The following is a 14,979-nucleotide window of genomic DNA, read 5'->3' on the forward strand; positions in this document are numbered from 1 at the left end:
GCGGATATTCTGTAAATATTGCTACTATTACTTGATCTTACCTGTAATTCATCAATCCATGCCTTTTGTACTACTTTTTGCTTTTCTTCTGGCTATCCAAAGTCAATTTGCTCACGGTCAGAAAGTCTATCCTGAATTGCCAGAACAGGACTATACTGTCTACTCCGCCGTTATCAATGAATACGCAAACTGTGGCGATACCAAATATGCTTCCCAGCAAAATCAGTTGATCTTTGTGAATACCGTTACCGAAGTCAAAACCCGGCATGGCTTTAGTTTTGACTTCGTAAACATACCGCAGGAATTAAACGAGCTGCTGCCCGCTCAATCCACCTTTCAGAATGAGCCGGCCTGGAAACAATTTATTGCGTCGATTGATACGAGTGCCTTTACTAAAAACACACTTACACGACCCATCAAAGCGCAGTGTCAACAGACCCAACTGTGGACGGATGCGCAGAACGCGTATTATTTTAGCGAACAAACAGCGCCACAACGAGGCTATGATGCCCTGCAAAAAGACTACGAAAACTTCGGCGCTATCGTTAGTTTCTCCAAAGTTGCTTATTCCAATGACCGTTCAAAAGCCGTCTGCTATTACGCCAGCGTACGTGATGGCTCAGCGGGCTCCGGCTATATTCTTTTTCTGGAACGATCAGGTACTTCCTGGAAAATAGCAGGTCGGGCAATGCTCTGGATAGCCTAGTTTGTTTTCAAATGCGTTTTTCTACCAACTTTGACGTACTAAACTAAGTCCTGAAACCGTCTTGAAAACCTTATTTTTTTGCCCCTTGTGGGGAATGGAAAGTTTATCGTATCCCGAAGCCGCCCGTCGTGTAAAAGCCGCCGGTTATGACGGCATGGAAATTTCGGCGGGGCCTGACAAGCGCAAAGAAGCGGTTCAGGTAACGCGCGATCATGGTCTCGAACTTGTACTGATGGCGTTCGGTGGGGGCAGCAACTTCCCTGAACACAAAAAGAAATACCGCGACGACCTTCTGGACATTGCTTCGCATAAGCCGCTCTTTATAAACGCACACACGGGTCATGACTACTTTACGTTCGAGCAAAATGCGGAGTTGATCCAAGTAGCAACCGAGGTGCAGAAACAAACCGGCATTCGTATTTTGCACGAAACCCACCGGGGACGGTTCTCGTACAGCGCTCCGGCCATTCAGTACTACCTGCTCAAAATTCCGGAACTTCGTCTGACCGCCGATTATTCACACTGGGTCAACGTAGCCGAGTCGTATTTAGGCGATCAGGCTGACAACGTGAATCGCGCTATTGCGGTCAGTGATCACATCCACTGCCGGGTTGGCCATCCCGAAGGGCCACAGGTCAACGATCCCCGAGCCCCCGAATGGAAGGACGCCCTCGAAAGCCACGCGAAGTGGTGGGATGCGATTCGAGACCGCTTACAGAAAGCCAATACCTCCACCCTAACCGTCACCTGCGAATTTGGACCAGCCGGTTATCTGCCAACCCTGCCGTACACCCAGCAGCCGATTGCTAGCCAGTGGGACATTAACGTGTTTATGAAAGATTTTTTGAAAAAACGGTGGCAAGTCTAGCCGTTTTCTGGTTCTCCATATACGTAGAGTTCGGCCAATGCAATAAGATTTCGCCGGGATCTGTGTAATTGGAAAACGTGCTTCGTAAATTCGGCTATATGACTCGACTTTTTATCATATGCTTTCTGCTTCTGGCCGTTATCCAGCGTCCGGCAAAGGCTCAATTGGCCCAGTCACTCCGAATTGAGATCCCGTCGGACCCCAACGAGTCAGAATCCTTTGACGTAACTCCGCTGGCCGAACGAGGGGTACTGATGACTATCCAGTCGGGCGGTTATTACGACAATGCCCCAATCCTGTTCAATTTCCAACGCTACAACAACGATCTCAAACAAATCTGGCGCACTGAGTTCAAACAAGACATCAAATTCCGATCTGTTCTTTCCTATAACAACGATCAGTACGTTTATTACCTTTTCCGGGAGTACGATACCGATAAGTTTCAGTTTCTGCGGCTACACCTTGACGATGGAGGTATTGAAACATTTGACGGGATCTTGCTCGATCAATTTGACATTCGACAGTTCAAAGTCATGGGTGGGCAGGCTTACGTCGGAGGCTATCACCACAGTCGCCCGGTCGTGATGTCGTTTTCTTTCTTCGACCACTCAACGAAGGTGCTGCCCGGCATGTACGTCAACCACATGGAAATCAGCAGCCTCGAAATTGACGAAGCGCGGCAGGAAGTTAACGTACTGGTTCACTCGACAAAGCGCCATTGCCGGTTCTCAATCCGGACGTACGCGTATGATAGTAAGCTGGTAAGAACAATTGATTTTGATAAAGCAAAATACACCCTGATCTCTGGCAAACTCTTACCGGTCAGTCAAAATGAATCGGTACTCGTCGGTAATTATTCAACCGACTGTACGCCTTATTCGCAAGGGATTTACGTAACGCGCATCCATCACGGCGATCAGGTCGATGCATCAACCGAAGCGGTAAACAACACGCAATACATTGAATTTTCGCAGCTTCAGAATTTCTTTAATTATATGAAACCCCACCGGCAACAGAAACTGCTGGCACGGGCGATGAAGAAGAAAGAAGAAGGCAAAGATTATAAGTTTCGGTATCGGCTGCTTGTACACGATCTACAACCCACGCCCGACGGGTTAACATTGGTTGCCGAAGTGTATTACCCGCAGTATCGGGGCAATACGCTGGCGTACAGCGGTTACCTGCGCGGAGCTGATCGCTACGAAGGTTACCGGTACACCCACGCTTTTATTTGTGGGTTCGATCTTCAGGGAAAACTGCTTTGGGACAACTGTCTTCCGATCAAAGAACTGCTTAGCCCGGAGTTAACCGAAATGGTTCAAGTATCGCACCAGGGCGACCGAATGGTACTTGCCTACCCCAACGACGGCGAAATTACAACGGAGGTCATTCAGGGGAATAAGGTTCTGAAAGAAACGGAAAAGTTTAAGCTTCAAACCAACACGGAAGACGAGAAAGTGACGTATTCAACGCAGGAAAATCTGATGGCCTGGTACGACCGGCATTTTCTCGCCTATGGCTTCCAGAAGATTGCGCCTTCGAAGAATTACGCCAGTCAACGGGAAGTCTTCTACCTTAATAAACTTACCTATACCCCAGAACCTGTCGACACAAAATCAGCCAACGCAGCTAGCCGAAGAAACGGCGGATCAGAACGATAACCAGGTTCAAGACAATACTAACAACGATACAAGTCACGATAGGAAAGTAAAACCCTCCACCGTCTTTCCCCTCAATTCGGATGTCGCCGGGTAGGCGGCCTAACCAGTTCAGTTTGTCGCCCAAAAAGTAAACGACAATCCCAATGACCATCAGTACCGCCCCAATGGCGATGATGTATTTAGCGATACCTGCGTTCATGCGGTCTGTTCTAAGGAGTTTGAAACACTAACAGTCAGCGATGGGCAAATGATTTCAGCGCTTAATTGCCAATATTATTAATACATCAGGAGTTTGAACTTTTTTATTCGACCAGCGTGTTATCAAGACGTAAACATTCTGAAATAAGTCCAATCATTTTAAGCCAAATTTGCTTTTTTCGGGATTATTTCTTAGTTTTGCACTAGATTTTTACAAGCGACATCCGTCGTTTCTCTGTTTCTCTCCTTTTTTATACGCTGAGCTAGGTCTGACAGAGTCCGGTATGGATGTACAGGATGGGTTTCTGTGTGGATTCTCTTGCGCGTGGGCTAATCGTCTAATTGTTCGGGTCAGTAGCTGACTTATTGTCGTCCTCCTTTGCTAGGGTGTGACCAGGCCGCAGAAGCGGTTTGTGGTCCTTGTTGGGTCGTTTGGGCAATCGTTCGTTGGGCAATTCTTGCAGTATCGCGCCGTTTATGGCCACTAACTCGTCTTCGCTTGGATGATTATGACAATCTTTTTCCAAGTTAATGAACACGACAAACACAAACATTGACGGTCAGGACGAAAACCTGATCGTAGATCAACAAACAACCGACGTTGCACAAAACGACGCAAACGACGTAGAAACGCCGGTTTCGAACACGGAGGTTCAGCAGGCTGTCGCCGAAGTAGTTTCTGTAGAAGACGCTCCTGTAGATAGCGCTCCTAAAGCCGATCCGAACAAGCCTTTGTTCTCTAGTCTGGACATTTCCGATGAACTGTTACAGGCGGTTACCGATATGGGTTTCACTAGCCCATCGCCCATTCAGGCCGAAGCGATTCCACCGATTCTTGCTGGACGTGACGTTATTGGACAGGCACAGACGGGTACGGGTAAAACAGCTGCTTTTGGTATTCCGGCTCTTGAATTGATTGATGTTCAGGACCGTTCGGTCCAGACACTGATCCTTTGCCCAACGCGTGAGCTGGCTTTACAGGTTGCCGATGAGATCAAAAAATTGGCAAAATACAAGCGTGGTGTTCGCGTTGAAGCGATTTACGGTGGTGATTCCATCGAGCGGCAAATTCGTTCGTTAAAGAGTGGTGTTCATATCGTGATCGGTACACCAGGCCGGGTTATGGACCACATGGAACGGAATACCCTCAAGCTTGACCACGTTAAGATGATGATTCTTGACGAAGCGGACGAAATGCTGGATATGGGCTTCCGGGAAGATATCGAGAGCATTCTGGACGAAATGCCCGAAGAGCGTCAGACGATCCTGTTCTCGGCTACGATGTCGAAGCCGATCATGCAGATCACGCAGAAATTCCAGAAAGATCCGGTGCTGGTGAAAGTTGTCAAGAAAGAATTGACAAACACCAACATCGAACAGGTTTATTTCGAAGTAAAACCAAAGGCGAAAGTTGAGGTTATGTGCCGTCTGATCGACATGTACGACCTGAAACTGCTGCTGGTTTTCTGTAATACGAAGCGGAAAGTCGACGAGATCGTTGAAGACCTGCAAATCCGGGGCTATCAGGCCGAAGGGTTGCACGGTGATCTGCGTCAGGCACAACGCAACAACGTCATGAGCAAATTCCGGTCGGGTACAACCAGCATCCTGGTTGCTACGGACGTGGCTGCTCGTGGTATCGACGTTGACGATGTAGACGCGGTAATCAACTTTGACATTCCGCTCGACGAAGAATATTACGTACACCGCATTGGCCGGACGGGCCGCGCGGGCAAATCGGGCCGGGCGTTCTCGCTGGTTGGCCGGGACGAAAAATACCGTTTCCGCGAAATCCAGTCGTACACCAAAGTACGCGTTGAAAAAGGCGTAATTCCTTCTTTTGAAGATATCGTTGGTGTCCGCAAAGCCCGGTTCATCGAACAAATCCGGCAGACCGTTGCAGACAGTCAGGATCTCGACCTGTACACGGACATGCTTACCCAACTGCAACACGCGGGCTTCTCGACCGAGCAGATCGTAGCCGCCCTTGTGAAACGTAGCATGGGTCTGGAGAAGAACGAATTTGCTGATCAGAACCTTGGTCTGGAAGATGACCGTCGTCGGGAACGCAATGAAGGTCGTGATCGCTATGCTGATCGGGGCCGTGGTGACCGGGGCGAAAGCCGCTTTGGCGATCGTCGGGGTCGTAGCGAAGGAGCGGGTAGCCGCTTTGGCGATCGGGATCGCAATGATCGGGGTGGCTCACGCTTCGGTGATCGGGATCGTAATGATCGGGGTGGTTCTCGCTTCGGTGATCGCAACGAAGGTCCACGTGATGGAGGTGGCCGCCGTGGTTATTTCGACCGCGACGATCAACGTGCTCCCCGCGAACGTGATGCGAACATGACTCGCCTGATGGTAAGCATCGGTCGTAAAGATTACGTGCGTCCGGGCGACATCGTTGGTGCCATTGCTGGTGAAGCTAATATTCCCGGCAATACAATCGGCAGCATCGATATTTTCGACAAGCACACCTACGTTGACGTTCCGAAAGAAGTTGCCAACCGCGTTCTTGACGTGATGGAAGGCAATACAATTAAAGGACGCCGGGTGAACATTGAGATTGCTCGGTAGTTTTAAACCATAGAAGTACACAAAAAGCCACCCGAGAAAGGTGGCTTTTTGTTTTTAACTAATCTTCGCTTCGGGCGGAGAAAAGGCGCTTAAGCCAGCTTTTCTTTTCGTCGTCGTCTTCTTTTCGTTCCTGTTCAGTCAGGTCATACTTCGCCAGCGACCTTAGATCGGGTTGTCCGGCATCGACCCAGCAGGTATACCAAAAATCGCCGACCATTTTGACCGACGCGCGCATCTGTCGCTCAACCTGCCCACTAAGCCGCTCGTGATACTGTTGCGAAAAAGCAGACGAATAAACTTTGGTAGTAACCCCGTTACGCTCTTCAAAACCAAATTTGCGGCTTTCGCTAACCTCGGTCGTTAGTTGCTCCTCAAAGCGCAACACCGAATCCAGCGCAGCATTAGCGTTAAATACAGCTCGCCAGGCCGCTTTCTGAGGAGAATAGACATACTCGGCCTGCCCGGTCAGAAAATCGTACTCAGCACTGAACAGTTCGGGCAAACGCGACTCCCAAAAGCCGTGAATACCCTGCTGATTCGTCAATTGTCCATTGTAATTTCGGGTTGTGTGTAATGGCACATTAGCATCAGCAATGTAATGGCCAAGATCGGCGGCTACGCGTAGAATCCGTCGGATATTTCGTTGTTTAAACGCTTCTGTTAGCTGATACTTGGTCAATTGGATCTGCCAGGGTACCAGACCATGCAACGCCAGCGAGTCCTCCCTGTAACGTTCGGTGGCTTGTTTATAGAATCGAGGCAGCGTGGTAGCCGATGTATCCGGGTAGGCATCCAGATCTATGAAATGCTTTGGAGCCTCCCCTACCACCGCATAGCGCCGTTTGTCAGGATTAACAGCATTATCCGTTAAAAACTGAATGTGCTTTTTAAAGAACGGCATCATCTCGGCGGACAGTGTAAAAACGGCTAGCCGGTTAATCTGCTGATGCGCATAAAACCCCCATACCGGTCCTCGATCTTCTACCCAAAGGTGATTAGTACTTTTCCTTGATTCGTTCGAATGAGTGGGGGCAAGTTCGCATATCTTTTCTGCCTGAGCAGCATAGCCGGTGAAAAGGCTTTTACAAAAAAGAACAGAAAAATAGGTCAGCCAAATAAAACGACTGTATATTTGATAAAGCATGGTACTTTACAGTTAAAATATTTAACTATTTATAACAATCTCCATGCCAAAGCAAATAAAATTCTAATAATTACATAAATTACAACTGATCATGAATGCCAAATCCCGGGGCTATGCCCTTATTGTTGTGCTGCTGTGTGCTTTCGCTTTGACAATCTACGGTGCCTATTCACCCGCAAGAAAAGCGCAGAAACAGCAGATTGTCTGCATAAAATTTAAAAAAGGGGTCGAAACCGCATCTGTTGAACAGCATATGCACAGTTTTGCAGCCCTAAAGCACGAAATTCCACAGATCGTCAATTACACATCAGGTAAGACGATTTTGCCCAATCAGGCCGTTGCCGACTACGATGTTGTGCATTATCTGACCTTTCAGAGTGAGGCCGACATTCGTGCGTTTGAACAAAGTAGCGCCTACAAACAGTTTGTTGCGCAGAGCCAGGCCATTTGGGATAAAACCTTGATCGTCAACGCTGATATTCGGTAGTTGTTGAGCAAAACTTAGGGAATTTTGGCGGGAATTATTGATAATTCCAATCAAAATTCCTATTTTTGCGCCCTCATATCGCGATAACGATTTTATAATACATACAAATGGCAAACCATAAGTCAGCAAAAAAAGCCATCCGGTCGAGCGCCAAGAAGCGGTTGTTGAACCGTTACCAGCACGTAACGACTCGTAACATGGTAAAAAAACTACGTACCACGACCGATCACGCAATGGCGGTTGAATTGTTCAAGTCGGTTTCTTCAGCTTTGGATAAACTTGCAAAACGCAACATCATCCACAAAAACAAGGCTGCTAACAATAAATCGAAACTGGCTCGTTTCGTAAACGGATTGAAAGTAGCTACCGCTTAGTATAAAGTAAGCACTTCTCGTTTGTAAACAACTTTTTTGGTTATGAAACCTTATCTCTTTGCGGATAAGGTTTTTTTATGCACTTTGGAAGCGTAATACCCCGTAACAAATCCGCTTTCATGGCTTACGAAAACGCTGGTACCATTCAAAGCTGGGCTGAAGAAGACCGGCCCCGCGAAAAACTCATGCTCAAAGGCAAAGCCGCGCTTTCTGAAGCCGAGCTTGTTGCCATTCTGATTAATTCCGGCACAGTTGACCTGACTGCCGTAGACGTAGCTAAAATTATTCTTAAAAGCGTTGGTAACAACCTTAATGAACTGGCTAAACTCAGCATCAAGGATTTGTCTAAATTTCGGGGAATCGGCGAAGCAAAGGCCATTAGCATCGTGGCGGCACTCGAGCTGGGCCGACGTCGTAAAGAACAGGATCGCCCCCAGCGAGCGCGGATAACCTGCTCTCGCGATGCCTACAACGAGTTACGCCCACACCTGCTTGACAAACCGCACGAAGAATTCTGGATTTTACTCCTGAACCGAGCGAACGAAGTTCTCCGACCGGCTCAGATCAGTTCGGGTGGCGTATCGGGTACGGTTGCCGACGCCAAACTTATTTTTAAGCAGGCCGTTGAGCATTTGGCTTCGGCAATAATTCTTATTCACAACCACCCGTCTGGAAATCTTACGCCCTCGCAAGCTGACAAAGACTTAACGCGTAAATTAAAAGAGGCAGGTCGGGTATTGGAAATTCCCGTACTCGATCACCTGATCTTTACCGACAAAAGTTATTTCAGTTTTGCTGATGAAGGGTTGTTGTAATAAAGGTCAAGGTGCTTATGAAATTAGGAAAGGCTTCGGACTAAAGCAGAGTATAAAAACAAGCAATGCCAGCCAGCCTAATACCTTTCGCTTAGTATCGAGTGGTTCCTGGAGTTCAGTTTCGGGGTGATAGACGCCCAGGAAACGCCCCAAGACAAACACAAATACCAGAAAACCAGAGTACCCTTCCCACTGAGGCTGAATCCACGAAAAGATTAGCTGCATAACGACTACGCTCAGGGTAATCAACAACGAGGTCATGCGGCTTTCGCTGATGCGTGAAAAAGCCAGGTACAAAAAGGTAATGTAAAGCCCGAACGAGACTAATTCCGAGAAGAAAGCATCATCATTGGCCAGGGCAAAATCCGACGGTTTAAACACGCCCAATCCGGCATAGAATGCAAAAACAATAAACAGTGACGGAGCAACCCACCGGTACGAGTCACGACCTATGAGCGCATACAAAATATGCCCGCCGTCCAGTTGTCCGATTGGAATCAGGTTGAGAGAAGTAAAAAAAAGTGCCAGATACCCTGCCAGCAAATACGGGTAATGAATCATTTCGTACCTATGTGGTATCCGCGCAGGATCGGCTACATACGTTTTAAAGAAGGTAAACAGTAGGTTATCGCCTAAACCGACTGCTCCGCCCGGCGGAAGGTTTTGGTAGGCATACTGTCCGTAATCCAGTCCCCATTTCTGGTACTCCGGGTGGATGGTAAAAATAAATTCGGGTGGCGGCAAATGCGAAAACCCGTACCAAAGCACTACTAAAGCTAGTACAAACCCGGCTAGTGGACCAGCAATGCCGATATCGAAGTATTTTCTACGGCTATTAATGTAATCCTTAATGCGGATAAACGCGCCCAGCGTCCCGATGCTTTGTCCGATACCTAACCAGAGCGGAATATAGTACGGCAGCGAAACGCGTACGTTGTTGGCCCTCGCCGTGAAGTAATGCCCGAATTCATGGACAGTCAGGATAGCCAGAAATGGAATAGAGAACTGAAACCCGTCCACAAACTCCTTCCAGCCCAGCGTTGGCATATTCTCGAACGGAATAAACAACCGGCCATACATCCACTCTGCTCCGGACATCGTGGTTGTAATCAGGGTAATTAAAAAAAGACCTCCTTGTAGGAGGTACGTTTTTGTACGTTGGCGCATTAATGCTTTATGCTGTATATGATCTACGATGTAGCCGTATGTCGTACAGGCAATACACTATAGATTTTCGTTTAAGTAATCCAGAATCGTCTTAGGTGGCTGAACCTGCACAGCCCGAATACCTAACTCAGCAGCCGCCCGGATGTTCGCGGCATTGTCATCAAAAAAGGCCGTTTCCTCGGCAACCAGGCCAGCCTCACTTAGCACATGCTGATAGATTTCGGGTGACGGCTTAGCTATCCGGACTTCATAGGAATAAAAGACCCGTTCAAAGAGTTCATCCAGTCTTGGTTGGCCCATAGCAGTTAGCACTTCGTTAACGCGCCGAATATGGATAGGACTGGTGTTACTTAGCAGAAAAATGCGGTAATGCTGTTTCAGCTCTTTGATGCGCTCAATTCGTTCGACAGGCAGATCAAGCAGGATGGTATTCCAGGCCGTATCGATAACCTCATCGGCCCAGGCATCATTTTTCAGCAATTGCCGGATGTGGCTCCGAAAGCCTTCATCGTCGAGGATACCTGTTTCGTAGTGATTGATGAAATCGTACTGCTGCCAAATTGTTTCGACCTCAGCCTCGGGTAAGTTAGCCAGCGTAGCAAAGTTCCGAATAGGCGCCGTCAGATCAATTGGAATAATAACGTCGCCGAGATCAAAAATAAGGTTATGAAGCATGGGGCCAGAATAGTATCGTAAAAACGATTACGCTGATAACGATGATTATAACAATCATTTTAGCAGCGTAATGCGGTAATAGAAAGAAAAAGATCAGCGCTATTCGATGACAACACCCATCGAACAGAATTTATCGATACGCTGGCTGATTCGTTCCTGCGGATCAATTGCATTCAGTTCGCCCAGTGCATCGAGAATAACTTTTTTGAGCTGGTAAGCCATCTGCTGATGGTCGTTATGAGCGCCACCCAGCGGCTCTTCAACAATACCGTCAACCAGTTTGTACATCTCCATATCACGCGCGGTAAGCTTCATGGCTTCAGCCGCCTGCTCTTTGAAATCCCAGCTACGCCAGAGGATCGTTGAGCAGTTTTCTGGCGAAATAACCGAGTACCACGTATTTTCAAGCATCAGCACACGGTCTCCGATGGCGATACCCAATGCGCCACCCGACGCCCCCTCACCAATGACGATGCAGATAACCGGTACGGTAAGCATGAACATTTCTTTGAGGTTACGTGCGATAGCTTCGCCCTGTCCGCGCTCTTCCGCTTCCAGCCCTGGAAAAGCGCCCGGCGTATCGATCAGCGTAATGATTGGCTTGTTGAATTTCTCGGCTAACTTCATTAGCCGCAGCGCTTTCCGATAACCTTCCGGGTTTGGCATACCGAAGTTACGGTGCTGACGCTGCTTGGTGTTACGTCCTTTCTGCTGGCCGATAATCATAACGGTTTGACCGTCCAGTTCACAGAATCCACCCACCATCGCCGGATCATCACGCACAGTACGGTCACCATGCAATTCGACGAACTGCTCGCACATGAGCGAAATGTAATCGAGTGTATAAGGCCGGTCTGGATGGCGCGACAGCTGAACCCGTTGCCACCGTGTCAGGTTCTGGAATATTTCCCGGCGCAGTTTATCAATACTTTGCTCCAGTACACCAACGGCCTCACTAACATTTACATTACTGCTTTGGGCTAGTCGTTTGGTTTCTTCCAACCGCGCTTCCAGATCAGCGATGGGCTTTTCAAAATCAAGGTATGTTCTCATAAACTGGTCATTCGGAGGGAGACAAGAGCCGAGAAACAGCGTTAACCGTTTCTACTCCCCATTTCTGCCTCCCACACTATAAGTCAAAGCTCTCGCCTTTTTTGGGAATAACAACCTGCGGATAACCTGCTTCGGCCAGTGTAGCCTTGAAGGATTCCATGCTTTCGTATTCACCGTGGACGAGGAAAATATTTTTAAGCGTTTCGGGCGACTGCATCTCGACGAAATTCATCAGATCATTCCGATCACCGTGCCCGCTAAACACGTCAATTTTTTCGATGTTAGCCAGTACCTGATGGTCTTTGCCTTTGATGCTCAGCGTTTGTTGCCCGTTTAGCAACCGCCAGCCGAGCGTTCCTTCGGCGCAGTAGCCAATAATAAGAATTGTCGAGTACGGGTTGCTGATGTTTTCGGCAACGTGGTATTCGACGCGTCCGCCCTGGACCATGCCCGACGACGAGATAATGATGCAGGGTTCGCCGTAATTCGATACCGCTTTGCTGGCCTTGGACGATTCGAGAAACTGAAAGTTCTGGAAGTCAAACAGCGCTTCGTTCTCCGCGTAAAACTCCTTGGCTTCGCCGTTCAGCATTTTAATGTGCTGCGAGTAGATCTTTGAACTCTCGAACGCCATAGGGCTATCCGAGAAGACCCGTATCGGTGGGAAGTCACGCTCAGTATAGAGCCGATTCAGCGTATACAGCAACGCCTGCGTACGCCCAACGCTGAACGAAGGAATAATGAGACGCCCTGGAATGTCAATGCAGGTTCGCTGGATAATATCGGCCAGCGCATCTTCCGGCGACATCAGATTCTCGTGGAGCCGATTGCCGTAGGTGCTTTCGCAGACCAGGTAATCAACCGGTGGTACGGGTGCGGGGTCAACCAGCAACGGATAGTTTTTCCGACCTATATCCCCCGAAAAACAGATGCTTTTCCGAACGCCATTCTCGAACACATTGATGACGATATGAGCCGCTCCGAGCAGATGCCCCGCCGGAATAAAGGTAACATCGACGCCGTCGGCTACTCTAAACTTGCGGTTGAAAGCAATCGGGACGACATTCTCCATCGTTTCGCGTACCTGCCGATCCAGAAAAAGATCTTTCTGCATCTGTGCTTGCCGATCCTTGACGCGCTGTTTTTTACTGGCGTTCAGTTCGTTAATCCGCTTTTGATTGAGCGAAGCCGCATCTTTCAGCAGTACATTCGTCAGCGCAAACGTGGGTTCTGTGCATAGGATCTGCCCTTCGTACCCTTCCCGAAAAAGGTTAGGCAGGTTTCCTGAATGGTCTACGTGCGCGTGGGTCAGCAGCACTAAATTTATACTTGAAGCCTCAAATGGGAAAAAACCCATGTGAGGAGTGGTTTGGGCGATATCCTGTGATCCGGCCTGCCCGTTGGACTTGGGCCGTTCCATGTCCGACCCACAGTCAATCAGGATGCGGTAATCATCCTCCAACTCCAACAGGTACATGCTGCCTGTTACCTGTCGGGCCGCCCCCATAAACGATAATTTCATGCGTACAGCTTAAAAAACCTATGTCGTTTGTTCGATGTCTCGTAAAGGGTGGGAGTTAACACAAGCTAGGTGGTCAGTATTACGTAAGTTTGCAAAAGTACGAAATACAGCCCGAATCCCCTAACTGTCTCCAAACGCTCTTTATGCCCCGCTTGTTCCTATTTATTTTTTTATTAACCAGTCTGTTCCACTGTTCTGTTTCAGTAAACGCATTTTCCGGCTCGAATTCTACTACCGACTCACTGGCGACTCAGCGTTTGTTGGCCCGTGTCGAAGCGTTTCAGTCAAGTCCAGCCGCTCGGTTTGGCACTGTAGCTTTGTCGGTTCGTCGGGTAAGCGATGGGGCTGAGATTATTGGTTATAATGCCCGCCTAAGTTTACCCTCAGCCTCTACCCTGAAGCTTATCACAACAGCTACAGCAATGATTGTACTGGGCAGTAATTACACATACACGACAACACTGGAATACGATGGCATACTAAAGGACAGTACATTGACGGGCAATCTTTACATTCGCGGAACGGGCGATCCTTCGCTGGGGAGTTGGCGGTTTCCAGCTTACTACGACCTGAGCGCTTTGCTGAAATTCTGGTCGGGAGCGGTTAAAGCGGCTGGCATCCGCCGGATTCAGGGCGCGGTAGTAGGCGATGCCCGCTTGTATACCGATTTGACCACGCCCGATACCTGGCCTTATGGCGATCTGGGTAATTATTATGGGGCTAACCTGAGTGCGTTGAACATCAACGAAAATTTGTATCGCGTATTCTTTAAAACCGGCAAATCAGTCAACGTTCCGGCTGGCGTATTACGAACCGACCCATCCCTACCCTACCTCACGTTGCAGAACAGTGTTGTTACAGATGCCGCTCGTACCGGCGATCAGGTTACTATCTATGGAACACCGTTTATGAATCAGCGATGGTTGACGGGCAAAGTACCCATTGGTGAGCCAGCCAACGAATTCGGCGTGAAAGGATCGCTTCCCGACCCGGCCTATTTTGCGGCTTACGCTCTTCAGGAGCAGCTACGCCAAGACAGCGTAGCGATCAGCGGTTTACCCATATCCGTCGGCGGAGGATTGACCAGTACTATTACCGAAAACGGTAAGCGAACAGCATTAAATCAGCATCGATCGCCCACGCTGGCCGAGCTAATTCAGCAAACCAATTTTCAGAGTATCAATCTGTACGCCGAAGCCCTGTTACGAACAACGGCGCTGACGTTAAAGAAGTCGGTTCGTTCGACTAGCGCTAGCATTGACGCGCTCACTGAATTCTGGAAAGCCAAAGGGGTAGATGTATCCGGTTTCCGGATTCGGGATGGCAGTGGTTTATCAACTGTTGGCGCCCTTACCGCCGACAACATGACGGGTATCCTGAGCGTGATGGGTCGGGAAAAATCGTTTCCCCAATTTTATGAAACGATTCCGGTAGTCGGCCAGACAGGAACCGTTAGAAGCCTGGCGCGTGGTACAGCCGCAGCCGGTAACATTCGGGCAAAGAGTGGCTCTATTGAAGGCGTCCGGGCCTACGCCGGTTATTTTACCGCAGCAGACGGCGAACGGATGACATTTTGCGTGTTGGTCAACAAATTCACCCCTGGTCAAAACCGCACCGTAACGGCAGAGTTGGAAAAGATTTTTGTGGGACTGGTTGGGCTGAGTGGAAAATAGCCGATAGCTGTTTGGTTTACACAACCGTCGATCCGGACCGTTGTAAACCAAACAGCTACGTT

14 protein-coding genes are annotated in these 14,979 nt (G+C 48.8%); 8 read left to right on the forward strand and 6 right to left on the reverse strand.

Annotation, left to right across the window (positions count from 1 at the left end; genetic code table 11):
• The first annotated feature begins 58 nt into the window (after positions 1-58).
• From M0L20_RS03150 to M0L20_RS03160, 3 genes are all read left to right on the forward strand, one after another.
• A complete protein-coding gene (locus M0L20_RS03150) occupies positions 59-706 on the forward strand; it encodes a hypothetical protein (RefSeq protein WP_248475658.1) in 648 nt (215 codons plus the stop codon).
• A 61-nt stretch (positions 707-767) separates the two neighbouring features.
• The gene (locus tag M0L20_RS03155) at positions 768-1,574 is read left to right on the forward strand and encodes a sugar phosphate isomerase/epimerase family protein (protein WP_248475660.1); all 807 of its coding nucleotides are present in this window, start codon (positions 768-770) and stop codon (positions 1,572-1,574) included.
• 98 nt (positions 1,575-1,672) lie between these two features.
• Positions 1,673-3,235 carry a hypothetical protein gene (locus M0L20_RS03160; RefSeq protein WP_248475662.1) on the forward strand — a complete coding sequence of 521 codons (1,563 nt, stop codon included), beginning with the start codon at positions 1,673-1,675 and terminating at the stop codon, positions 3,233-3,235.
• On the opposite strand, the gene M0L20_RS03165 is transcribed toward M0L20_RS03160, so the two are convergent.
• The gene (locus tag M0L20_RS03165; RefSeq protein ID WP_248475663.1) at positions 3,204-3,434 is read right to left on the reverse strand and encodes a DUF2905 domain-containing protein; all 231 of its coding nucleotides are present in this window, start codon (positions 3,432-3,434) and stop codon (positions 3,204-3,206) included. The genes M0L20_RS03160 and M0L20_RS03165 overlap by 32 nt on opposite strands.
• A gap of 530 nt (positions 3,435-3,964) precedes the next feature.
• Here M0L20_RS03165 and M0L20_RS03170 point away from each other — a divergent pair.
• Entirely contained in the window at positions 3,965-6,007 is a 2,043-nt protein-coding gene (locus M0L20_RS03170) for a DEAD/DEAH box helicase (protein WP_232559408.1), read from the forward strand.
• A gap of 58 nt (positions 6,008-6,065) precedes the next feature.
• On the opposite strand, the gene M0L20_RS03175 is transcribed toward M0L20_RS03170, so the two are convergent.
• Positions 6,066-7,151: a zinc dependent phospholipase C family protein gene (locus M0L20_RS03175; protein ID WP_248475664.1), complete on the reverse strand. Its 1,086-nt coding sequence runs from the start codon at positions 7,149-7,151 to the stop codon at positions 6,066-6,068.
• 91 nt (positions 7,152-7,242) lie between these two features.
• Here M0L20_RS03175 and M0L20_RS03180 point away from each other — a divergent pair, with 91 nt between their 5' ends.
• The 3 genes from M0L20_RS03180 (at position 7,243) to radC (ending at position 8,827) form a co-directional block, all read left to right on the forward strand.
• Entirely contained in the window at positions 7,243-7,638 is a 396-nt protein-coding gene (locus tag M0L20_RS03180; protein WP_248475665.1) for a Dabb family protein, read from the forward strand.
• 107 nt (positions 7,639-7,745) lie between these two features.
• Entirely contained in the window at positions 7,746-8,012 is a 267-nt protein-coding gene (rpsT, locus tag M0L20_RS03185; RefSeq protein ID WP_232559411.1) for a 30S ribosomal protein S20, read from the forward strand.
• A gap of 119 nt (positions 8,013-8,131) precedes the next feature.
• Complete coding sequence (radC, locus tag M0L20_RS03190) at positions 8,132-8,827, forward strand: RadC family protein (protein ID WP_248475666.1); 696 nt, start codon at positions 8,132-8,134, stop codon at positions 8,825-8,827.
• 15 nt (positions 8,828-8,842) lie between these two features.
• On the opposite strand, the gene M0L20_RS03195 is transcribed toward radC, so the two are convergent.
• The 4 genes from M0L20_RS03195 to M0L20_RS03210 all read right to left on the reverse strand — a co-directional run bounded on the left by M0L20_RS03195 (position 8,843) and on the right by M0L20_RS03210 (position 13,244).
• Positions 8,843-9,994, reverse strand: a complete 1,152-nt coding sequence (locus tag M0L20_RS03195; RefSeq protein ID WP_248475667.1) for a site-2 protease family protein — start codon at positions 9,992-9,994, stop codon at positions 8,843-8,845.
• Between the two features lie 57 nt (positions 9,995-10,051).
• Positions 10,052-10,669 (reverse strand): HAD family hydrolase, encoded by a 618-nt coding sequence (locus M0L20_RS03200; RefSeq protein WP_248475668.1) that lies wholly within the window; start codon positions 10,667-10,669, stop codon positions 10,052-10,054.
• A gap of 99 nt (positions 10,670-10,768) precedes the next feature.
• Positions 10,769-11,722, reverse strand: coding sequence for an acetyl-CoA carboxylase carboxyltransferase subunit alpha (locus M0L20_RS03205; RefSeq protein WP_232559415.1), 954 nt, complete (start codon positions 11,720-11,722; stop codon positions 10,769-10,771).
• 76 nt (positions 11,723-11,798) lie between these two features.
• A complete protein-coding gene (locus tag M0L20_RS03210) occupies positions 11,799-13,244 on the reverse strand; it encodes an MBL fold metallo-hydrolase RNA specificity domain-containing protein (RefSeq protein WP_232559416.1) in 1,446 nt (481 codons plus the stop codon).
• Positions 13,245-13,387: 143 nt separating this feature from the next.
• Between M0L20_RS03210 and dacB the strand changes: the two genes are divergently transcribed.
• Entirely contained in the window at positions 13,388-14,917 is a 1,530-nt protein-coding gene (gene dacB / locus M0L20_RS03215) for a D-alanyl-D-alanine carboxypeptidase/D-alanyl-D-alanine endopeptidase (protein WP_248475669.1), read from the forward strand.
• Positions 14,918-14,979: the final 62 nt, after the last annotated feature.

It is taken from the genome of Spirosoma liriopis (assembly GCF_023196085.1).
Lineage (GTDB): Bacteria > Bacteroidota > Bacteroidia > Cytophagales > Spirosomataceae > Spirosoma > Spirosoma oryzicola.